Consider the following 19,978-nt stretch of genomic DNA (forward strand, 5'->3'; position numbering starts at 1 on the left):
CAACCGTCACGACGGTCACGTCGATCGTGGGGCGCGGGGGTTCCGTGGGGGCTTTTTTGCAGGCGGTGAGGGAGGCCAGTGCGATCAGGACAAGAAGACGCAACGGCCGTTTCCGGGCCGGGGAACCCGCCGGAACCATTCGACGGCGGTTCATTGTTCCGTACGACAAAGACGCCATGAGCGCCTCCCCATTGAGGCAATTTCGTGCCGGCGACATCGGTGCGCATGCGCGAGACGACGTTGAACCTTTGCTGACGCACCGCACCAGAAGCTCAAACGTATGAGTCCGCGCATCGGGACGATCAGACGAATGCCGCGCCCCCGATCATGCAAACGCATGCCGCTTCACGGCACGCCGGGCTCCGCAGAACGAGTATCCGGCAGCCGTCGCCACAAAAACCATTGGACCTTGGTCCAATAGCGAACGCAGAAATCGTGCACTACGCTAATTCGAACGCTGGCTGCCTAACGCGGCGCATACGCTCTGGATAAAAACTGAATCGTCGAACGGTTTGCTGAAATACGCCTGCGCCCCCGCCGCCATGACTCTCGCGCGGATTTCATCGTCGTCGTATGCCGTAATGAAGATCGCGGGAAGCTTGCTTCCAAGCCTTCGCTGTACTTCGACGCCATCCGTTCCGGGCATCTGTATGTCCAGGATCACGCAGCCGGGATCGTAGTCAGGTGTGGCAGAGAGCGCATACAGGAACTCGTCGCCGCTCGGAAAGATGTCCGCTGCGATTCCAGCGGAGCGCAGCAGCCGCTGGATCGCCCGACAGACAGATGTGTCGTCGTCGACAACCGCAACAAATCGCGTGTCTGCGTCCATCGATGTCTTCCGGCGGGCTGTTCAAATACCTGTTCGAAGCAGGGCAGCGCACATGCCTGACGCCGCTGGATGCACGACGTTTCACGAACTAGCATATGAAATCGGATGCGCGCGGGGTATTGGACTTTGGTCCCATACACGCGCAGTCGTCGCTGACGGGAGCATGACAGGGACAAGAGGGCCATACGATGCCCAGGTACAAACCCGCGCTTCATCGCAGCCGGAAACCACCGCTTACGCCAGCGCGCCGCCGGCATCTCGTAATCGGCGTGATCGTGGCGCTGATCGCGCTGGGATGGGTACTCTTCACCATCATCGAGCCGGCGTTCCAGACGAAGATCGTCATTACGACGGGCGCGGACAATGGCATCTACAGAGGCTTTGCCGACCGCTATGCGCCCGTCCTGAAACGTGACGGTGTCACACTGGATATCCGCAGCTCGTCGGGGTCGGTCGAAAACTATATGCGGCTCAAAGATCCCGCGAGCGAATATCAGGTCGGCTTCATTCAATCTGGCACCACGGCGCCGCAGGAAACGGATCATCTGGAAACCATTGCGGCCGTCTCGTATGAACCGATCTGGGTGTTCTACCGAGGCACGGGCACCGTCAACCGTCTCGCGCAGTTGCGCGGGAAACGGATCGGCATCGGCGTGCCGGGCAGCGGACTGCGGCAGGTGTCGCTGACCTTGCTGGGCTACAGCGGCATCACGAGCGACAATACGCAACTGGTCGAAACGGATGCGCCAAAGGCTTATCGATGCCTCGAAGACGGTTGCCTCGATGCGGCATTCTTTATTGGCAGACCCGACGCGCCGATGCAGCAGACGCTGCTGAACAGCGACCTGAAGCTGATGAGTTTCGCTCAGGCGGATGCGCTCGTGCAGAAATTCCCGTCTCTTTCGAAAGTGATATTTCCGCGAGCTTCGACGAGCATCGTCAATGACAGTCCGCAAGCGGATGTCACCTTGCTTGCCGCCACTGCGCTGCTGGTCGCGAAAGACACGTTGCACCCGGCGCTTGTCTATCTGTTGCTCGATGCCGCGAGGACCGTCCACTCTGGCGAAGACTATTTCACGCCACTCGGCGCTTTTCCGAATCTGAACACTGATGAGTTCCCAGTCACCAATGAAAGCGAGCGCTATTTCAAGTCGGGGCGTCCGTTCTTGCAGCGCTATCTTCCATTCTGGCTGGCGAGCTTCATCGAAAGACGTCTGCTGATCCTGCTGCCTTTCATGGCAGTGCTCATAGGCGTGTTGCAGGCGTTACCGCGCATGCTCGACTCGCGCATCAACAAACGCTTTGTCGTCTGGTATCGCGAGCTCAAATCGCTCGAAGACGAAATCTGGAGAACCGCGCAGCCATCGCCGGATCAGGTCGCGCAATGGCGCAACGAAATCGAGGACATTGACGCGCAAGCCAGCCAGATAGGGGTGCCGACGCGTCATCTGCACAACGTCTATGCGCTCAAGCAAGCCATCAGCGTGGTGCGCGAGCGCATCTCGATGGCGGCGGCGAAGCTGAACAACTAGGCGATTGACGCGACCACGGGACCCGCGCGGGCCACGGCGAAGTACCCGTTGAACGAAATCCGCTCGCGCGGAAAGGTGCAAGGTGCGCCGATTCAAAACAAGCCATGCATCATCAGCAAACAATGACGCATGGCAACTCACCACGAAGCGTACGGCGCGCGACCACCTCGATCTATATCAGCCTCCCAGCTTTTCGATTGCGGCGGCTACGCCCCGGCCATACTCGGGGTCGGCAAGCGTGCAGTGCCTGATGTGCAGTTCCTGAATGGGACTGGAAACGCCTGCGATCGCACGGGCCGTATTGTCGAAGAGCACCTGCTTCTGCGCTGGCGACATCCTTCTGAACAGCTCGCCTGGTTGCGAGAAGTAATCGTCGTCCACGCGATGATTCCAGTGGTCCGCAGCGCCTTCGATGGACAACGGCGGTTCGCGATAGTCCGGCTGCTCGGCCCACTCGCCACGCGTGTTCGGCTCGTACGATGTCTTGCCGCCATGATTGCCGTCGACGCGAGCCGCGCCGTCGCGATGATAGCTGTTGTAATGGCGGGTCGCGCGCGGATAATTCACGGGGATCTGCGCGTAGTTGACACCCAGCCGGTAGCGTTGCGTGTCGCCATACGAGAACAGGCGGCCCTGCAGCATCTTGTCCGGCGAGAAGCTGATTCCCGGCACCACGCTTGCGGGCGCAAATGCGGCCTGTTCGACATCGGCGAAGTGATTTTCCGGGTTGCGGTTCAACTCCATCACGCCGACTTCGATCAGCGGGTAGTCCGACTTGGGCCAGACCTTCGTCAGGTCGAACGGATTGAACCTGCACGCCGATGCCTCTTTCTCCGGCATCACCTGAATGAACATCGTCCAGCGCGGGAAGTTGCCCGTCTCGATGCTTTCATAGAGATCGCGCTGATGTGACTCGCGGTCTCGTCCAATCAGGTTCGCGGCCTCGGCGTCCGTGATGTTCTCGATTCCCTGCTGGGTACGGAAATGAAACTTGACCCAGAATCGCTCATTCCCGGCATTGATAAGGCTGAACGTATGGCTGCCGAAGCCGTGCATATGACGCCACGTGCGCGGAATGCCACGATCGCTCATGATGATGGTGACCTGGTGGAAGGATTCGGGCAGTTGTGTCCAGTAGTCCCAGAGGTTTTCGGCGCTGCGCAAGCCTGTGCGCGGGTCGCGCTTGACGACGTGGTTCAGGTCGGGGAACTTCAACGGGTCGCGGATGAAGAACACGGGCGTGTTGTTCCCGACAAGGTCCCAGTTGCCTTCTTCGGTATAAAACTTGAGCGCGAAGCCACGAATGTCACGTTCCGCGTCGGCTGCGCCGCGTTCACCGGCTACACTCGAGAAGCGGGCGAACATCTCTGTCTTTTTACCGACTTCCGAGAACAGCTTGGCCCGCGTGTATTGCGTGATGTCGTGTGTCACCGTAAAGGTGCCGAATGCACCGGAGCCTTTTGCATGCATGCGCCGCTCCGGGATGACTTCGCGATCAAAGTGAGCCAGTTTTTCAAGGAACCATACATCTTGAAGAAGAGCCGGTCCATTCGGCCCGGCCGTCTGGATATTCTGATTATCGACAACGGGTGCCCCGAATAAAGTAGTGAGTGGCTTTTTCTGCATACGTGCTCCTGTTCCGACCGAAAGGAATTGCACCCATTAGCAAATCTGTTTTATTCGCATTGGGGTGAAGGAACGATAGCAAGTGCAGCGTGATTTTTGAATTTGTGCTTTCTTACCGATGCGATAGCGCGCGTCTAAATCACACTGTCATTGGCCGGTTATTGCGCCGATAGTTTTGCCAATGAGCCAGTGTCGCATCGCGCAGACGATCGGGATGAGGACGGCGCGCGGCTTCGCATTCAGTGCCCGTTGCAACACGACGCTGACGCGGCTCAGGCACGGGTCAGACGGCCCTGAAGTAGCTGCAACAGGCTCCGCAGGGAAAGGCACGGATTCCGGCGCCGTCGGACATGTCCGCGAAGACACGGCTGTCTTCCTGGACGCTGATAATTTGTATTGGCTTGTCGGCTGACATGTTTTTATGACGCGGCAGATCGTTTCCGGCACGCATGCGGCCGCGCATGAAAGCGAGTGGTGCGCGAACGGCGAACTAGAGATCTTCGGCTGACAGTGTGATTCGCTCGCCCGTTCGTGGCAAAGCTTTATCGGCGATGACCTTGCGCAGACGCTGCTTGCCAAGCTCGAATGCGAGTATCAACTGTTTGGGCGTTTCATCTGCCGCACCGAGTCCTTCGCAAACCACCTTTGCTGGCAGCGCGAACGCACAGTATCCCCATCCAAAAGCGTACGCCGAAAACCATACCGCCGGGTCGGCAGCGAGAATCGGTGTGGTGAGGCAGGTTTTGGTCTGATCTCTGGTTATGCTTCATGATGCACCGCAGCCTGATGCAGGGCGCGCTTTCGCAAGAGAGCGGCGGGCGCCGCCGGTCGTCAAAGCGGGCCAGCGAGGTCGGGATTCAACTCGATGTACAACACGACGAGCCAGCGGTTCGGACAGTCATCGGCGATCTTCAGCACGTCATCGCTGGCGTGCCGCGTGCTGACGTAGCCCTGGTCCAATGCGTCACGCCACGCGCGGCGCGCGTCCGCCCGTAGCCAGTAGCCGGTGAGCGCACCCGTCACGCAACTGAAGATCAACGTGTGCAGCACCGTCAGGCCTGGTTGACCTGTTGCCCGACATACGCAAAGACGGCGGTCAGCATTTGATTGGCCGACGGTGACGAGCACGAGCTTAAGCCACCCTCGCGCGCGCATCGCAGCCTTCAGGCGGGCATTGTCGTGCGGCTCGCCGTGCGGGCTGTGCCTTGAAGGTTCCCGCATGTCGCGATGCTTGATGCGGCGAAGCGAACGAAGCACGCGCCCGGCAACGCGATCTGATGCGTCCATGCGGCGAGCGTCCGCGCGACGACAGGCGCCTTGGTGAGAATCGCACTGTCGTAGACCTTGCCGGCGAAGCGCACGGCGTCGACGATGCGAAACCCCTGGCCGCGATAGAACGCAACCAGATGCGCAGCGGGATACGGCGTATCGAGCGCGAGCTCCGAATAGCCGCGCGTCGCGGCCCAGTGCTCGGCGAAAGCCAGAAGCGACTTGCCGATGCCGCGGTTCTGCCATGACGGATCGATGGCCAGCTGGCGGATCGTCGCGACGTCGCGCCGATGATAATGCTCGCAGGCCGAATCGCTGTCGCTTGCATAGAGCGTCATCGTGCCGATCATCTTGCCGCCGCTGACCACCACGAAGCAGTCGCCAGCCTGGGCACGCCGCTGCGTGACAGCGACGGCCTGATCCACGCACGTGCAGTTCAGGCCCGCCATGCCGAGACGCGCAAACGCACGATGCAGCATCGTCATCAGTTGCGCGTACGAATCGCGCGACGGGTCGAAACGCCGAAGCACCACGCTTCCGATGCCTCGCTTCAGGTGGGCGAGGGCCGTATGTTCCACGATGGTGACGTGCCGCTTCGACATGACATCTCTCCGTACTTCATGAGTTATCCAAAGTCTAGGGTCGGCGTTTGCACGCCACAAGAAAAAATGTCGTAAAGACTTGCGCGAAGCTGATCTTCTATTGTCCATATGGACGTTGCAACACGGGATTTACGCCATTTTTACTCGCGCCGTTCTATACCTTTATATGACGATCCGTGTGCTGCGCGGTGAGATTCGTATGGGTTAAAGTCGTCGACCTTCCGGCGATTTCGTCACGATCTTCGGCACGGGACTCGCTCTGCGCATTACGCGGGCGCATCCCATGTATCACTTCGATCGGGTAGCATCAGCATGGGTGCGCGGAAATCCATGGGCCGACTGCGCAAGCGCTGAACGAAGCACGGAAACAACGGAATCCGAAACGGACAGTCGAGGCACAGCATGAAGCACTCTCTGGCAGACCTGAAAGCGCTCTTTGGCCTGAAGCAACGCGCAGTTCATCGCGCTTCGCAGAGCGCTGCGGGCCGCGATGTGGTCATGCGCATCACACTCGATGCGCAGCATGCGATGCCATTGCGTCAGGCGCTGATCCGCGACTGCGCCGGACAGTCGTGGACGATACGCATGACGCCGCTGCACGGCACGGATCGCGTGCGGCTGATACTGTACCTGCCGCGCTCGGCGTTGAAGGAGGCGATGCAGCGCGTCACGCATCTGGCGCCGACTGCGGAAATCGCGCAGTTGCTGGAGGTTCCTGACGCGCCCACCGATACGTGGAGCAAGCTGATGCAGCATCCGGAGCCGCCGCACGGGGACGCACACGCGCGGCACCAGGACCGCGCGGCCAGCAAGGATGCCATTGCCCATCTGCTCACGGAGGACCACGTGCTGCTCGATCTGGCCGTTGCCAGCCGCGAAGCGCTTTTCACACATCTTGCGCAATTCATTGAGCAACGCTACGGGCTGGAGGCGGCCGCGGTGATGGCGGGGCTCGCCGCGCGCGAGGCGTTGGGTTCGACTGCGCTGGGCCAGGGTGTGGCCGTGCCGCATGGCCAGATCACAGGGTTGCAGGAAGCGCTGGCGCTCTATGTGCGCCCGGCCGCGCCGATTCCATTCGACGCGCCGGACGGCAGGCCCGTGACCGATCTCGTCGTGCTGTTCGTGCCGGAATGGGCGAACATGACGCATCTGCATCTGCTGGCCGAGGTGGCGGAGCGGTTTTGCGATCAGCGGTTTCGCGAGCAGCTTCACGCGTGCGCGGACCCGCGCGCCGTATGCCGGCTTTTCGCCGACTTCGAAGCGCAGGATGCAGCAGAACGTGATGCAAGACACACGACGCCGCGCGATATTCCATCGGCAGTCGTCAAGCCGTTGCGGCCGCACTCTTAAGTGCGTATGACAGGTGCAAGCAGGTACAAGCAGGTGCAAGCCCGATTTGCATTGACGCTCGAAGCATCCCCCGTTTTAGCGCAGCAGTAAGCCACGCAAGGCACTGCCGGGCGGGCGCCGCGCACGGCTTACAGCGAGCGCTGAATGGCCTTGCCGAGCAAGTCCAGGCCAAGGTCGATCTCATCCTCGCTCACGGTCAGCGGCGGCGCGATCCGGAAAACACCGCCCATGCCGGGCAACTGCACGATGTTCATGCTGAGCCCGAGGTTCATGCACTCGCGGGTGATCTTCGCACCCAGCCCATCCGCAGGCTCCTTCGTGCGGCGGTCCTTGACGATTTCCATGCCCAGCAGCAACCCTCGTCCACGAACGTCGCCGATGCAGTCAAAGCGCTCCATCAAATCGAGCAGGCCGCACCTGAGCCGCTCGCCCATTGCCCTCGCACGCGCAACCAGGCCGTCGCGCTGAATTACATCGAGCACCCGCAGACCGACTGCGGCGGGCAGCGGATCGGATACGTGAGTCGTGTAGAACAGGTAGCCCAGTTCATGGGCGCGCTCCTCGATCTGCGCGGACGTCACGACGGCTGCGAGCGGCAAGCCCGCGCCCAATGTCTTCGATAGCGTGAGAATGTCGGGCGTGACGCCGTCGCGCTGGCAGGCGAACATCGTGCCCGTGCGTCCCACTCCCGTTTGCGCTTCGTCGAGGATCAGCAGCATGTCGCGCGCTTCGCATTTGCGCTTGAGGGCCGCCATGTAGCCTTCGGGCAGTTCGATGATGCCGCCGGAACTGAGGATCGGCTCCGCGATGAAGGCCGCGAGGCTGCCGCTCGACTGGCGATCGATCAGATCGAACGCATAGTCCAGCTCCGCCAGCCAATCGTATTGGCCATTGCGCTCGAAGCGCGGACGGTACGCGAACGGCGCGGGTATCGCGAACGAACCGGCGGCCGCGGGACCGACGCCTTTGCGCCCGGCGCTGTAAGTCGCGGACGCCGCGGCTCCCGTCATGCCGTGCCAGGACTGCGCAAAGCCGACGATTTCATATTTTCCCGTGACCAGCTTCGCCATGCGGATCGCGGCCTCGTTCGATTCTGCGCCCGTGCTGAGCAATAGCGCGCGATCGAGTCCGTCAGGCGTGACCTCGGCGAGGCGGGTCGCGAGATCCACCACCGGCCGAGAGAGCATGCCGCTGAATAGATGGTCCAGCTTGGCGGCGTATTCGTTGATCACCGAGACGATTTCCGGGTGGCTATGCCCGAGCACCGCGCTCATCTGGCCCGACGTGAAATCGAGGATGGGACGGTCGTCCGCATCGTAGACGAAGCTGCCCTGGGCGCGCTCGATGATCATCGGTTCGAACGTGCCGCCATAGCGGATGAGGTGCTGTCTGGCGTTTTGCCAGAAGGTCGCGTCGTTGTTCCGGGACACCTTGCTTCTCCTCGTGACGGGCGGGAATGACTTGCAGTCTAGACGGCTCTCTGGTTTTATAGAAACGAATAGTCCTTATGCAAGGTAGAAGAGGGCCTTATATCTTGAGTCTCTCACTCGAAATCGATCTGTTGCGCTCGTTTGCCGTCATCGCCGAGGTGAGGGCGCTCAGCCGCGCGGCCAGCCGGATCGGCCGGACCCAGTCCGCGCTGAGCCAGCAGATGAAGCGGCTCGAAGAAATCGTCGATCAGCCGCTATTTCAGCGCACGGGCCGCGGCGTAGTGCTGACGAATCCGGGCGAACGCCTGTTGATCCACGCGCAACGCATTCTGCGGCTGCACGACGAAGCGATGGCCGAGCTTTGCGGCAAGGGGCTTTCGGGAAGCATCCGCTTCGGCTGTCCGGACGACTATGCTGCTGTCTTTCTGCCGTCGTTGCTGCGGCAGTTCTCCAGCCAGCATCCTCATGCCCTCGTGGAAGTGGTGTGCGGGCCGACGCCGCGGCTGCTGGAACGGCTGGCGAAGCGCGCGGTGGATCTCGCGATGATCTCGTTGCCCGAAGGCAGCCGTGATGAAGACATCATTCGCCGCGAGCAACTGGTGTGGATCGGCTATCCGGGGCTGGAGCCCGCGCATTTCGATCCGTTGCCTCTGGCGCTCTCCGACCCGGACACGCTCGATCACATCGCCGCCTGCGAAGCGCTGCAACGCGCCGGCAGGGACTACCGGATCGCGTATGCGAGCAGCAGCCTGTCCGGTCTCACCGCACTGGTTCGCTCGGGGCAGGCTTTTGCCGTCATGACGCAGACGGCTGTGCCGCCCGACCTGTGTGTACTCAGTGCCGATGCCGATCTTCCGCCGTTGCCTGCGGTCGGCGTTTCGCTGAAATTCGAACGGGAGCGTCCGTCGCTTTTGACGGCGGCATTCGCGGAGCACATCAGGGGCATGCTTCCTTTGCTTTGATCGGGCGCCCATGCCTGCCTGAAGTCGGGATCGACTGGGGCGGTAGCAGCGCGGCGCTGTCCCGAAAGGCCGTTGCCTGGGTTCCCGAATCGCTCGTTAGCGAGCTTCTCGCGGCAGGCTTACTGGTTGATCTGCTGCCTGGGTCGGGACCGTCATTCGGGCAATGGTGCTTCTAATGGTGCTTCTAACGGTGCTTCTAACGGTGCTTCTATTACCCGGCGAACCGGCATACGCCTGCGGCACTGCACCTTTTCGCGAACGCGGTGCGCGAGTGATCCCCAAAGTCAGGATGCGCGCGGTTTGCGCGCCCTGTTCAGCGCGCGGCACAGCGCAGTTCAATCGACGCTTCGCGCGGGGCTCGCCGGCCTATCAGTCTGGATGTCGACGAGGGGAGCGATCGTCACGGTGGCGGCCACGCGCTCAGACGCAGGCAGGAGTCCGGCAAACGCGGCGATGCCCGTGCCGCACACCGTCACAAGTACGAGGAAAACGATGGCAATGATCCCGGTCGATGTCGCTACCGTCGCGTGAAAGGCGTTCATGACTTATCTCCTGTCGATGCACGTTCAATTGCAACGACCGTGCCGACAGGAAAAATATTTCCCGACTGCCATGTACGCGCCGCTCTACAACCGGCTGCGTGATGTGACGCCGTGCGGGGAGCGCAGAAAGTGTCGGTGATGGCACGACACTTTGGCTGCCGCAACTGTTGGCAACCGACATCATGCTTTCGGCGCGCCGCTGCGAGAACGCTAGCGGTGGTCCTCGAAGGCGAACACGATCTCGTCGATCATCGCCCGGATGCGGGCCGTATGCCGGAGGTCCTGCGACCAGGCGCATCACGGACGGCAAGGGTGCCGACGTCATCGTCGATATCATCGCGGGCGATTATGGCGCGCGTGATTATGCTGCTGCCGCTATCAACGGACGTATCGTGCAAATCGGCGTGATCAAGGGACCCGCGAAGGAAGTCGATCTGTTTCCGATGCTGGTCAAACGGCTCACGCATACCGGTTCGACACTGCGTTCCCGCACGCATGAGGAGAAAGCGGCGATCATCGGTGAACTCGAACGGCATGTGTGGCCGCATATCCGGAGCGGCAGCGTCAAGCCGCTGCTGCATCAGAGCTTCGATCTAAAGGATGTGCGCGGCGCGCATGAGTTGATGGATTCGGGCAAGCATATCGGCAAGATCGTGTTGAAAGTGGTTCAGCGAAGCACATGAGAGCGCGTACTTGCTAAACTTGCTTCATGACCGCGTCGCTCGATGCGCGCACCTCGTCTGATAGCTTAGTCGTTTGCCTGTGCATGTCCTTTCGTCGGACATGACGCCCCAAAACCTGGTGGACCGCGCTTTACGTCATCTGCCTGACAGGACGAAGCCATGCTCACGATCGACGATATCCGCGCAGTGCCGCTGTTCTCGACGCTTCCCGACCACGAACTGGAAACGCTCGCGAACACATCCGCCGATCTGCATCTGTGCGCGGGCGAATATGCCGTCCATGAAGGCGGCGAGCGCGCGCTGTTCGCGGTGCTGTCGGGCAAGATGGAAGTGATCAAGACGTTCGACGGCATCGAGCGCACACTGGGCTGGCGTCTGCCCGGGACCATCTTCGGCGAGGTGCCGCTCGCGCTGAGTTCGCCGTTTCCGGGCGCGTATCGGGCAGCGGAGCCGTCGCGCGTCATGCGTATCGATGCGCAGCGTTACTACGCGCTCGCCGCCGCATCGCCGGAGGTGGCGGTGAAGATGGGCGCGCTCGCGCGCGAGCGCATCGGCGGCCTGCAAAGCCTCTCAGCCGAGCCGCCGAAGGCACGCGTGACGATCGTCGGCAACCGCTGGGACACCGCCTGCACATCGCTGCGCCAGTTTCTCGCGCGCAACCAGATCAGCCACGACTGGATGACACCCGATGCGCCCGAATTGCCGGCGCGCTGGCCGGGCACGTGTCCGCAAGAGGCGGATTGCCCTGCGTTGCGGCTCGTCGACGGCACGGTGCTGAACCGGCCCGCGACGCGCGAACTGGCCCGCCTGCTGGGTCTGCAGACGCAGCCTCGCCTTGCCGAATACGACACAGCGATCATCGGCGGCGGACCGGCCGGGCTCGCCGCCGCCGTCTATGGCGCATCCGAAGGCTTGCGCACGCTGGTGCTGGAGCGCGAGGCGCCAGGCGGCCAGGCGGGAACGTCGTCGCGCATCGAGAACTATCTCGGCTTTCCCAATGGCGTCTCGGGCGATGAACTCGCGAGCCGCGCGTTGCAGCAGGCGCGGCGGCTCGGCGCGGAAATTCTGGTGACGCGCTCGGTTGCCGGGATCGATGTCGAAGGACGTCGGATTCGTCTCGACGGAGGCGACGTCGTGCGCTCGCGCACGATCATTCTCGCGACGGGCGTCACGTGGCGGCGCCTCGCGATAGACGGCTTCGACCGCTTTATCGGCAAGGGCATTTACTATGGCGCGTCCCGCAGCGAAGCGAGCGCGACGCATGGACTCGATGTCCATCTGATCGGCGGCGGGAATTCGGCGGGACAGGCCGCGCTGTATTTTGCCAATCATGCGCGCAAGGTGACGCTCGTCGTGCGCGGCGATTCGCTCGAGAAAGGCATGTCCCGCTATCTCGTCGAGCAACTGGCCGCGAAGTCGAATGTGGCCGTGCAGTTGCGATCGGAAGTCGTCGGCGCGCATGGCGATACCTGTCTGACAGCAATCGACATTCGCGATGCGACGAGCGCGGAAGTGCGCCGGCACGACTGCGGCGGACTGTTCGTTTTCATCGGTGCGGACGCGCAGACGGATTGGCTGCCGGCGGAAATCGCGCGTGATGGCCGCGGCTACGTGCTCACTGGCGACGACGTCGTCAAGGCGGAACGCTGGTCGCATACGCGCGACCCCTATCTGCTCGAATCCAGCATGCCGGGCGTGTTCGCCTGTGGCGACGTGCGGCTGAGTCCCGTCAAGCGGGTGGCTTCGGCCGTCGGCGAGGGGAGCATGGCGATTGCGTTCGCACACAAGTATTTGCAGCTCGATGCGTGAAACGCGTGCTCTCGAACGACAAAGGCGCGTCAAGACGACCGCTTGAGTTCATCGATGCGAAGACGATAGCTGCGCAGCAAGCAGGCCTTGTCGCCACACGCGTCGCGGGAATTGCGAAGCCATGCGCGTTGATCCGCCCGTAATCGTGTCTTGTTCGCCGACGCATTCATTTTTCGGCTATAGACTTCTGTCAAAGCCTTATCGATGCGGGTAAGTTCCTCATCGCCACAAATGAGCTGCGCCTGAACGGAGATGAGCTTGCTGCAATCGAAACTCTGCATCAGTGCAGTCTTCGTATCGGATCGGGCTTCCAGCAGCCCTGGCTTGCAGAGCCCTTGCAGTGATCGACAGGCGACGTCGCGCCCGACCCATGCCATGTCTTGCGCACCGTATTGCTTGACGAAGCGATTGATGCCTGCATGGCTAATCCCTCTTTGCATTGCGTTTGCCGCAATGATTTCGTTGCAAAGCGAGTCCTCGGCGTAGGTTCGTCCATCGCGCCGGTAGCAGCTATGAAAGCCGAGCAGTCCACTACCAACGACACTTCGGCGCATCCCCGAAGCGAACAGAATGGAGGCGCAAGCGGAAGCGCATCTGGCACTGTCCGGGACGACTGTATGGACGCGTACCTGATCCATTGCATCGACGACTCTGAAAGCGGCCTCGACATTTCCTCCTGGGCTGCTTAAAACGAGGATAACGAGTCCTTCGTCATCGCGGTCAGCCAGTTTGGCGGTAGCCAGAAATTTCTCCGCGTCACCGTCCTGAACCTTCCCTTCCCCGATAACCATTTTCAGCTTAAGCTGAGGTTGGTCATAGATCCTGAAGTCCATTGCCGGGGCTATGCCGGGAAGCATAAGTACAGTGAAACAGAGCCAGCGAAGCAACCACTGGTTCAAGCCTGGCGTCGCCGCGTTGCTGGTTGCCGGGTACTGAATGGCGCGCATACACTTCTCCTCGGAATGGGATAAGCCGAACGCCTTGTCCATTTCAGTGGGAAGGACAGCCGCTGAGTTGACGCGCAAGGACCGCAGGTTCTCGCGTCGCAACGAGAGTTCGTGAACGTTTCATGAAACAGGGGATCGTGATGCGCACTTATCTCGCTGTCATTGTCTTGCCTTTTGTGATTGTCGGCTGCAACACACCGCCCATTCCCCCAGGCAAACCCGTGGATATTCCCACTGCATTGGAGCAGGTCATGGAAGGCCTGTGCAACTTCCGGAAGGAACAGGCGGCGCACGGACGGGACTGGGGCGTCGCCATCGAATCGATCACCGTGGAACTCGACCTGACCGTGGACGGCGCAAGAACGCCTGCCGTGGCGGTGGCCCCCGACATTCAGTTTATCCCGACGGTCAGTTACGGACAGATCATCACGGCCAATAGGGGAAGCCGGCTCGCGCTTACGCTGAAAAATACGGGCGGCAGCAATGTTCCCTCTGGCGAGTGCGATGTATCGAAGGCCGCGAAATAGGTATTGGCGGCGGTTTCGTTTGAAGATGGTGTGATCTGCGTGGAACCGGCAGCTTTGGGCTGCCGACGCACAACGCGTATAAAAACCGGCTTGAGCCGTTGGGCGCACAATGAGAACGATACTCACGAGGATTGCATTCGTCTCGGCAAGCGCGATGTCCATTGCGTGCTGCGGGTTAAGCGGCGCGCCCGCGATCGCTGCGCAAGCGAGTTGCAGCTATTCGGCGGAGTGGCTCGCGAGTGCGTGCCGGCGCATCGAGCGGGTCGCGAAAGAGGGCACGTGGGATCTTTATCTGCCGGGCTACGGCTGGCACATCAACGGCTATTCGGAGCAGGAACGCGAGTCGCTCAATGCGCGGTCGTGGGGCGGCGGCGCAGGCAAGCACTTCACCGACGAGAACGGCGACGACGACATCCTGTTCGCGTTCATCTTTCTCGATTCGCATGAGAAACCGGAGCCTATCGGTGGCTGGGCGAGACAGTGGTACACGAAGCCCGTGCTCGGTGGGCTGTCGCTGGGCGGCGGCTACTTTGCGGGCTTCACCGCGCGCGCGGATGTCGCGCACTACCTGCCCGTACCGCTCGTGTTGCCCGTCGGTTCGATCCGCTATCGCAAGGCGTCCGTGATGGGCGCGTTCGTTCCGCGCATTCCGGGCGTCAACAAGGGCGATGTCGCGTTCTTCTGGGGCCGATATGAGTTTTGATGTCGCTGTCACGGCAGCGTGATCGTTTCAATGACGCGCCAGGTCATACCGGCTGCAAAATCGTCCAATACTTTCGGCAAAACGTTCAATAGCATTCTCTCCAGGATGTGTTCTATCGGAGAGAGGAATTGTTATTGCAAACGGAAGCAGACTTTTTGAGCAATACACAGGCTTCGCACAAGCCGGAACGTTGCCTCATCGTCGTGGACGAAACATTGTCGCCCGGCAAGGCGTCGAATGCCGCAGCCGTCGTCGCATTCACGATGGGACAGCGGCACAGCCAACTGGTGGGCGCGCCGTTGCGGAAGAGCGATGGCACCGCCATGATGGCAGCCAACGTTACCGCTGAACTCAATGGGCAGGTGTGGTCGATTGGCATCAACCGCCCGGACAAGCGCAATGCGCTCAATGGCACGATGTTCGATGCGCTCGCGAACGCACTGCGGCTCGCACAGGGCGACGTGCGCGTTCATTGGGGTGGCTTTGATTTTGGTACGATTTCCCGGTCAGAAGCTCCCACGTCGGACGTGGGTTTTCCTTGTGGTCCCAATTAAAAATTGCGCAAATCAGATAGTTGCTGTCTACCCCCTCGATTCAAGTTTGCCGCAGGCGCGAGCGGGCGCACATTTACGCAGGATCGGCTTATACCATTCGGATCAAGTCCCTCGGCCAACAAGCAATCTGCGTCTACTCAAGTGCTGCCGGCGCGCAGGCCCGCGACCATTTCGCCCAGCCAGTTCGCAACCAGCGCCGTGTAGGCCCGCTGGCTCGCATCATCGGAGAGCCCATGATCTGCGCCTTCGATGACTCGATAAGTCAACGAATGGGCGCTCAGGAAGGCCTGCAGATAACTGGCGATGACCGTGTGCGGAACGATCTGGTCATGTTCCGATTCAACCAGCAGTACATCGCCACTGAAGCGTGCGGCCGCGCGCAGCGCGCGGTTTTCCGTCGCCGGCACGATGCGCTTGCGATACTCGACGAGATCATGCTCGACATGCAGCGCGCGTTTTGGCGTGGTCCAGCCTTCGTCGAGATACAGCGCGGGCACGCGTAGACCGAGCCATCGCACCGGGCGTAGCTCTGTCAGGATGGCTGCGAGATAGCCGCCATAACTGCTGCCGATCACGGCGATCGAATTGCGGTCGATCAGCGGATGTGCAGCCAGCGCATCGTACGCTGCCATCAGGTCAGCAAGATTCGTCTCGCGCGTTACCGTCTGCTGTTCGCTCTGCGTTCTCGCATGTCCAGTCAGGTCGAACGTCAGGCATACGCAGCCGATGGCTGCCGCCTGCCGCGCTCGCTCCAGATACTGTTCCTGGTTGCCGCCCCATCCGTGCACGAACAGTACTCCAGGCACGGTTGTTTTCGGCACGAGCATCGTGCCATCGAGATAGCCATGTTCGACCTTGATCTGCAGGTGGTAACGCTCAGCATTCGTCAACCGATGCTCCTTTGCGCCGTGTTTCTTCCAGCGCGTAGTACTTCGTGAGCGGGCCAGCCTGCGCATCGACGCCGCGATAGACCACGCACGCCCCGGCGGGCAATCGCACCTCTTCCCCGTAGATCTCGCGTGTCGATGCGCATACCAGATATGTGTCCGGCTCGGTCCTGAATGTGCGCAGCGCACCTATCTCGGCGCCCGTCGCGCCTCCGACGCGCCACGATTGCTCGAGCACCCCGCAATGCAGAACGCCCGCTTCGTCATGACCTCGTGCGACGTCGTAGTTGCGCCTCGATGCAAAGAATCCGGCATAGCCGGTCTGCACGGCAGTATCGAACGCGCGCGCCTTCGCGACGGCTTCGTGTATCTCTTGCGGGAGTCTGAGTCCCTCGAGGGCATTGAAGCCGCCCCGTACCACGACCAGATCCGTCCCGCCATAGACATGGTGTCCGTGATTGTTGACGGTCAGGTGCTGAATGCCGTAATAGCTCGCTACCATGTCATCGAATGTGATCTGGCCGACGCTAAATGTTTCAATCCCGTCCAGATGTCGCTCGATGACGATGCCTTCTGCCTGCAAGGCGTCGTCTCCAAGCGCATCGAGTTCCGCCTCCAGCTGGTCGCTGTCCGCAACCAGCGCCTGTCCAGCGCAGCCGATTCCATAGGGCCGCTTGATGCGTACACGACCGCCTTTCCATAGTGCCCGCGCGGCGTTGCGAGCGTCCTCGCGTGAAAACGCCGAGTAGCCCGGCAACACAAGTGACGCCGTATGCGCGCCGAACGCCTGTGACCAGCCAGGCGGTGCAACCCTTGCGCCGTCGGGTAGGCCGTGTGCGACCAGCTTTGTCGCGACGAAGGGAAACGGCACGACGCCACCATACAGATCGCGCACCGAGTGCACACCAAGCCTGCGCGCCTCCGCGAGGGTGAGCGTGTCGTCGGGAACCAGATAACGATGGGCACGATACGCGCGTGCTTCGTCGAATTCGCCAGCAAACTGCGTGCCCTTGAGCTCAGCGATCTGGCGCGCCAGTTCCCGAAGCGTGTGTGCTTCGTGACCGCCCTGGGCCATCTTGTATCTTTTGCAATGCACGAGGACGACCGGTAACGCGGGTGCCGCGGATACGGCATCATCCGCCGATGGTTCCATGCTGTCCTCCTGTGCGCCAAATTGCGCAATGGCGAAGAGGCATCGCTTGATACCTCGCAAATACTTTCATCAGGGCAAAAGCAATGCCAGCAGTCAGATGACCGTCATTGCGCAGACATGATTCGAAGCGCCGGTCGTCCATCGACGTCCTTCAGCGGGAAATATGAGTGGTGCGTAGTGGGGTCGACGGCGACCACATGGGCGTTGGGTCCAAGGTGGCCTTCGCCGGTTTTGGCGACGTTCGCCCCTTTGACACTGAACATTGAAACAACGCCAGCTTCGCCCGCCACATAGAGCGTGCCCGGTGCCGGATCGAATGCGAGCACGTCAGGGTCGCCGCCGATGCTGAACGACTGGACGACCCGCCGTGTTCCCATATCGAACACGAGCAGCCTGTCGTTGCCCTGACAGGCGATAAAGGCGAGCCCGTCCCGGGAATCGATCAGCAGCCCATGGTTGTGATCCGCTCCCTCAAGCTTGAGACGGGCGACGATCCTGTCTGACGTCGGGTCGATTTCAACGAGTTCGTTATGTGTCTGAACGTTGACGAAAATGTGATGCGATTGCGGGTCGTATTGCGTATTGCCCACCTCACCGCCGAGCGGAATTGTGGCGACGCGCTGGTTGTTCCGGACATCGATGACTGTCTCGGTGTTACCGGTCTCGTCCGATACGTAGAGTTTGTGCATCTCGGGCGCGTAGGCCATCCCGTCGGGATAATGGCCGCCTGGCATGCGCGCGACTATCTTGAGCGTCGCTTCGTCGATGGCGACGATTTCATCCGTTCCCGTTGCTGAAGCATACACGCGCGACAGCTCGGGAATGGCGAGCACGCCATGAACGGATGCAACATCCGCTATGCGTGCGATCACACGCGAGGCGCCCGCATCGAAGACGATCACTTCCCCGTCGCCAAGATGGGCAATGAATAGCAGATGGCGCGCGGGATCGTAGCTCTCATAGTCCAGCCGGGTGGTGCGGCCTGGCAACGGGATATCAGCGACGTGGGCCAGTGGCAGTTTTTGCGCTTCCTTCTCCCCGGCGGCAGATGGAATCATGTGTACGAGAACGCCTGCAACTGCAGATAAAAAGAGGAGGACGAGGTACCACAGAACCGCCGGGCGCAAGCGCCAGTGCTGCAGGATTTTCATGAAGCTTCTCCCACGACTCAAGTGCAACCGCTGCGTGCAAGGGGCAGCGGTGGCATCACTCGTAACACTCTGCCCGGAGTTATCGCGCCGTTGCGCTCTGCGCATCCAGGGCTGCCTTGACACCTTTGCGAGATGGGTCCGCGCTGCGCACGCTAATCCTTGGGCTGGTCGAAAAAGAAATGGTTATGGAGCGCGGTCACCTCCGGCCCGGCGTCGAGCGCTGCGCTCGTCGCCGGATTGACTTCGTCTTCGAACTGCACCGTGTCGCCCCATCATCATGACTTGCGAACCATGGGCCGGCTTGAACGCCGCATAGGACGTTAGTCCCATGAACGGTGGCATGGTCCATCCGTCTACCTGCACTTTCACATCGTTACGCGGCTTGGAGATCTTGAACACGTCCCCCTGTTTGGAGAAGGTGCCCTTCAGACCCGTGATCTGCTCGATGCGAGCGGTATCGGGCGCGGCTTGCTGTTGCGCCTGAACCTGACTCGCGGCTGCACAGACACCGACGGCGATGACCAACGCTTGCGAGAGGCGTCTTGGCGATAACATCAGAAAATCCTCCTTCGACAGTGGGGGTAGTGCGCGCCTGGGTGGTTGTTATCGATTCAGGCTGCGCGTTCTGTGGTGGTCGGATCTTTTTACGATGGCAGGGCTCAGCGATCCGGTTTGACGTGCCGGAAGATGAAGAGCAGCGACAGGTCGTAGGCGATCTTGAGGACGCCGCAGGCAACGAGCGGCGCACCGAGCCATCCCATCCCGATCAGGCCACCTGCCAGTGACGGCGCAAGCGACGCAGCAAGGCTTCGCGGCACGGACGTGAAGCTGGCGGCAGCGGGGCGCTCGGAAGGCGTGACCACGGCCATCACGTAGGCGGTGCGCGTAGGGACATCCATCTGCGACAGGGCGCTTCGGATGAGCAGTAACGTCAGCGTCACGGGCAGTGAAGCAGTAAAGGCCGCGGCGATCAGGCACAGGCTTGCGGGAATGTGTGTGAAGACCATCGTGTTCAGCAGGCCGATCTTCCCGGCCAGAGGCGGTGCCGCAAGCTGGGAGAGCGCGGTGAGCAGTCCGGCCCAGAAAAAGAACTGGCCCGCCGTGCCCACTGACAGGCCGAAGCGTTGCATGAGCCACAGCGACAGCAGTGAATTGACGAGCAGGCCACCGGCAAACGCGTCCACGCTGAACAGCAGCGCGAAACGCGTCACGATGCCCCGCGACTGGCCTAGCGGTGCGGTGCAGCGTTGCGTCTGTGTGCCGGCTTGCGGCAGCCGATGGTACAGGAACCAGATGACGATGCCCGTCGCCGCGTACAGCAGGAACATGGTGCGCATGGCCGGGAGTGAGGTTGACCCGGTTCGACGGACGGATTTGCAGCCAGCGATTTGATGCGATCTAACCTCCGTTGAGTGTTGAGTC

17 protein-coding genes and 3 pseudogenes are annotated in these 19,978 nt (G+C 61.2%); 8 read left to right on the top strand and 12 right to left on the bottom strand.

Annotated features, from left to right (window positions below; translation table 11 throughout):
• Positions 1 to 445: 445 nt before the first annotated feature.
• Entirely contained in the window at positions 446 to 829 is a 384-nt protein-coding gene (locus J8I87_RS40645) for a response regulator transcription factor (RefSeq protein WP_209938118.1), read from the bottom strand.
• Positions 830 to 1,017: 188 nt separating this feature from the next.
• Between J8I87_RS40645 and J8I87_RS40650 the strand changes: the two genes are divergently transcribed.
• Positions 1,018 to 2,361: a TAXI family TRAP transporter solute-binding subunit gene (locus tag J8I87_RS40650; protein ID WP_209938119.1), complete on the top strand. Its 1,344-nt coding sequence runs from the start codon at positions 1,018 to 1,020 to the stop codon at positions 2,359 to 2,361.
• Between the two features lie 177 nt (positions 2,362 to 2,538).
• Here J8I87_RS40650 and J8I87_RS40655 read toward each other — a convergent pair whose 3' ends face one another.
• The 3 genes from J8I87_RS40655 to J8I87_RS40665 all read right to left on the bottom strand — a co-directional run bounded on the left by J8I87_RS40655 (position 2,539) and on the right by J8I87_RS40665 (position 5,858).
• Entirely contained in the window at positions 2,539 to 3,987 is a 1,449-nt protein-coding gene (locus J8I87_RS40655) for a catalase (protein WP_209938120.1), read from the bottom strand.
• 831 nt (positions 3,988 to 4,818) lie between these two features.
• Complete coding sequence (locus tag J8I87_RS40660; RefSeq protein ID WP_245254540.1) at positions 4,819 to 5,037, bottom strand: hypothetical protein; 219 nt, start codon at positions 5,035 to 5,037, stop codon at positions 4,819 to 4,821.
• Positions 5,038 to 5,150: 113 nt separating this feature from the next.
• Positions 5,151 to 5,858 (bottom strand): GNAT family N-acetyltransferase, encoded by a 708-nt coding sequence (locus J8I87_RS40665; protein ID WP_209938121.1) that lies wholly within the window; start codon positions 5,856 to 5,858, stop codon positions 5,151 to 5,153.
• Positions 5,859 to 6,260: 402 nt separating this feature from the next.
• Between J8I87_RS40665 and J8I87_RS40670 the strand changes: the two genes are divergently transcribed.
• Complete coding sequence (locus tag J8I87_RS40670) at positions 6,261 to 7,208, top strand: PTS sugar transporter subunit IIA (protein ID WP_209938122.1); 948 nt, start codon at positions 6,261 to 6,263, stop codon at positions 7,206 to 7,208.
• Positions 7,209 to 7,336: 128 nt separating this feature from the next.
• On the opposite strand, the gene J8I87_RS40675 is transcribed toward J8I87_RS40670, so the two are convergent.
• The gene (locus J8I87_RS40675) at positions 7,337 to 8,638 is read right to left on the bottom strand and encodes an aspartate aminotransferase family protein (protein WP_209938124.1); all 1,302 of its coding nucleotides are present in this window, start codon (positions 8,636 to 8,638) and stop codon (positions 7,337 to 7,339) included.
• Positions 8,639 to 8,715: 77 nt separating this feature from the next.
• On the opposite strand from J8I87_RS40675, the gene J8I87_RS40680 reads away from it, so the two are divergent.
• On the top strand, positions 8,716 to 9,600 hold the full coding sequence (locus tag J8I87_RS40680) for a LysR family transcriptional regulator (protein ID WP_209938126.1): 885 nt from the start codon (positions 8,716 to 8,718) through the stop codon (positions 9,598 to 9,600).
• A gap of 335 nt (positions 9,601 to 9,935) precedes the next feature.
• On the opposite strand, the gene J8I87_RS40685 is transcribed toward J8I87_RS40680, so the two are convergent.
• On the bottom strand, positions 9,936 to 10,142 hold the full coding sequence (locus J8I87_RS40685) for a hypothetical protein (protein WP_209938128.1): 207 nt from the start codon (positions 10,140 to 10,142) through the stop codon (positions 9,936 to 9,938).
• Between the two features lie 284 nt (positions 10,143 to 10,426).
• Between J8I87_RS40685 and J8I87_RS40690 the strand changes: the two are divergent.
• Positions 10,427 to 10,825: pseudogene (locus tag J8I87_RS40690) on the top strand (zinc-binding dehydrogenase); the annotation flags it as partial.
• A 159-nt stretch (positions 10,826 to 10,984) separates the two neighbouring features.
• Positions 10,985 to 12,634 (top strand): cyclic nucleotide-binding domain-containing thioredoxin-disulfide reductase, encoded by a 1,650-nt coding sequence (locus J8I87_RS40695; protein WP_209938129.1) that lies wholly within the window; start codon positions 10,985 to 10,987, stop codon positions 12,632 to 12,634.
• A 29-nt stretch (positions 12,635 to 12,663) separates the two neighbouring features.
• Here the strand turns inward: J8I87_RS40695 and J8I87_RS40700 are convergent, their stop codons facing one another.
• Positions 12,664 to 13,581: a lysozyme inhibitor LprI family protein gene (locus tag J8I87_RS40700; RefSeq protein ID WP_209938130.1), complete on the bottom strand. Its 918-nt coding sequence runs from the start codon at positions 13,579 to 13,581 to the stop codon at positions 12,664 to 12,666.
• 122 nt (positions 13,582 to 13,703) lie between these two features.
• Here J8I87_RS40700 and J8I87_RS40705 point away from each other — a divergent pair, with 122 nt between their 5' ends.
• The 3 genes from J8I87_RS40705 to J8I87_RS45385 all read left to right on the top strand — a co-directional run bounded on the left by J8I87_RS40705 (position 13,704) and on the right by J8I87_RS45385 (position 15,365).
• Positions 13,704 to 14,108: a hypothetical protein gene (locus tag J8I87_RS40705; RefSeq protein WP_245254541.1), complete on the top strand. Its 405-nt coding sequence runs from the start codon at positions 13,704 to 13,706 to the stop codon at positions 14,106 to 14,108.
• A 109-nt stretch (positions 14,109 to 14,217) separates the two neighbouring features.
• The gene (locus J8I87_RS40710) at positions 14,218 to 14,811 is read left to right on the top strand and encodes an antimicrobial peptide resistance and lipid A acylation PagP (RefSeq protein ID WP_209938131.1); all 594 of its coding nucleotides are present in this window, start codon (positions 14,218 to 14,220) and stop codon (positions 14,809 to 14,811) included.
• 155 nt (positions 14,812 to 14,966) lie between these two features.
• Positions 14,967 to 15,365, top strand: a complete 399-nt coding sequence (locus J8I87_RS45385; protein WP_280923149.1) for a DUF2000 family protein — start codon at positions 14,967 to 14,969, stop codon at positions 15,363 to 15,365.
• Positions 15,366 to 15,502: 137 nt separating this feature from the next.
• Here the strand turns inward: J8I87_RS45385 and J8I87_RS40725 are convergent, their stop codons facing one another.
• From J8I87_RS40725 to J8I87_RS40745, 5 genes and pseudogenes are all read right to left on the bottom strand, one after another.
• Positions 15,503 to 16,192, bottom strand: a complete 690-nt coding sequence (locus J8I87_RS40725) for a S9 family peptidase (protein WP_209938136.1) — start codon at positions 16,190 to 16,192, stop codon at positions 15,503 to 15,505.
• Between the two features lie 49 nt (positions 16,193 to 16,241).
• On the bottom strand, positions 16,242 to 17,405 hold the full coding sequence (locus tag J8I87_RS40730; protein WP_209938132.1) for a DUF3182 family protein: 1,164 nt from the start codon (positions 17,403 to 17,405) through the stop codon (positions 16,242 to 16,244).
• 104 nt (positions 17,406 to 17,509) lie between these two features.
• Positions 17,510 to 18,556 carry a YncE family protein gene (locus tag J8I87_RS40735; protein ID WP_209938133.1) on the bottom strand — a complete coding sequence of 349 codons (1,047 nt, stop codon included), beginning with the start codon at positions 18,554 to 18,556 and terminating at the stop codon, positions 17,510 to 17,512.
• 158 nt (positions 18,557 to 18,714) lie between these two features.
• Positions 18,715 to 19,111 (bottom strand): annotated as a pseudogene (locus J8I87_RS40740) (DUF1259 domain-containing protein); the annotation flags it as partial.
• A gap of 104 nt (positions 19,112 to 19,215) precedes the next feature.
• A pseudogene (locus tag J8I87_RS40745) lies at positions 19,216 to 19,914 on the bottom strand (MFS transporter); the annotation flags it as partial.
• Positions 19,915 to 19,978: the final 64 nt, after the last annotated feature.

This window comes from Paraburkholderia sp. LEh10, assembly GCF_017814945.1.
In the GTDB taxonomy this organism is placed as follows: domain Bacteria; phylum Pseudomonadota; class Gammaproteobacteria; order Burkholderiales; family Burkholderiaceae; genus Paraburkholderia.

Bases quoted from the DNA above. Each gene is read 5' to 3' on its own strand.
- J8I87_RS40645 (WP_209938118.1), bottom strand. From the start codon at position 829: ATGGACGCAGACACGCGATTTGTTGCGGTTGTCGACGACGACACATCT.
- J8I87_RS40650 (WP_209938119.1), top strand. From the start codon at position 1,018: ATGCCCAGGTACAAACCCGCGCTTCATCGCAGCCGGAAACCACCGCTT.
- J8I87_RS40655 (WP_209938120.1), bottom strand. From the start codon at position 3,987: ATGCAGAAAAAGCCACTCACTACTTTATTCGGGGCACCCGTTGTCGAT.
- J8I87_RS40665 (WP_209938121.1), bottom strand. From the start codon at position 5,858: ATGTCGAAGCGGCACGTCACCATCGTGGAACATACGGCCCTCGCCCAC.
- J8I87_RS40670 (WP_209938122.1), top strand. From the start codon at position 6,261: ATGAAGCACTCTCTGGCAGACCTGAAAGCGCTCTTTGGCCTGAAGCAA.
- J8I87_RS40680 (WP_209938126.1), top strand. From the start codon at position 8,716: ATGCAAGGTAGAAGAGGGCCTTATATCTTGAGTCTCTCACTCGAAATC.
- J8I87_RS40685 (WP_209938128.1), bottom strand. From the start codon at position 10,142: ATGAACGCCTTTCACGCGACGGTAGCGACATCGACCGGGATCATTGCC.
- J8I87_RS40695 (WP_209938129.1), top strand. From the start codon at position 10,985: ATGCTCACGATCGACGATATCCGCGCAGTGCCGCTGTTCTCGACGCTT.
- J8I87_RS40700 (WP_209938130.1), bottom strand. From the start codon at position 13,581: ATGCGCGCCATTCAGTACCCGGCAACCAGCAACGCGGCGACGCCAGGC.
- J8I87_RS40705 (WP_245254541.1), top strand. From the start codon at position 13,704: ATGAAACAGGGGATCGTGATGCGCACTTATCTCGCTGTCATTGTCTTG.
- J8I87_RS40710 (WP_209938131.1), top strand. From the start codon at position 14,218: ATGAGAACGATACTCACGAGGATTGCATTCGTCTCGGCAAGCGCGATG.
- J8I87_RS40725 (WP_209938136.1), bottom strand. From the start codon at position 16,192: ATGCTCGTGCCGAAAACAACCGTGCCTGGAGTACTGTTCGTGCACGGA.
- J8I87_RS40730 (WP_209938132.1), bottom strand. From the start codon at position 17,405: ATGGAACCATCGGCGGATGATGCCGTATCCGCGGCACCCGCGTTACCG.
- J8I87_RS40735 (WP_209938133.1), bottom strand. From the start codon at position 18,556: ATGAAAATCCTGCAGCACTGGCGCTTGCGCCCGGCGGTTCTGTGGTAC.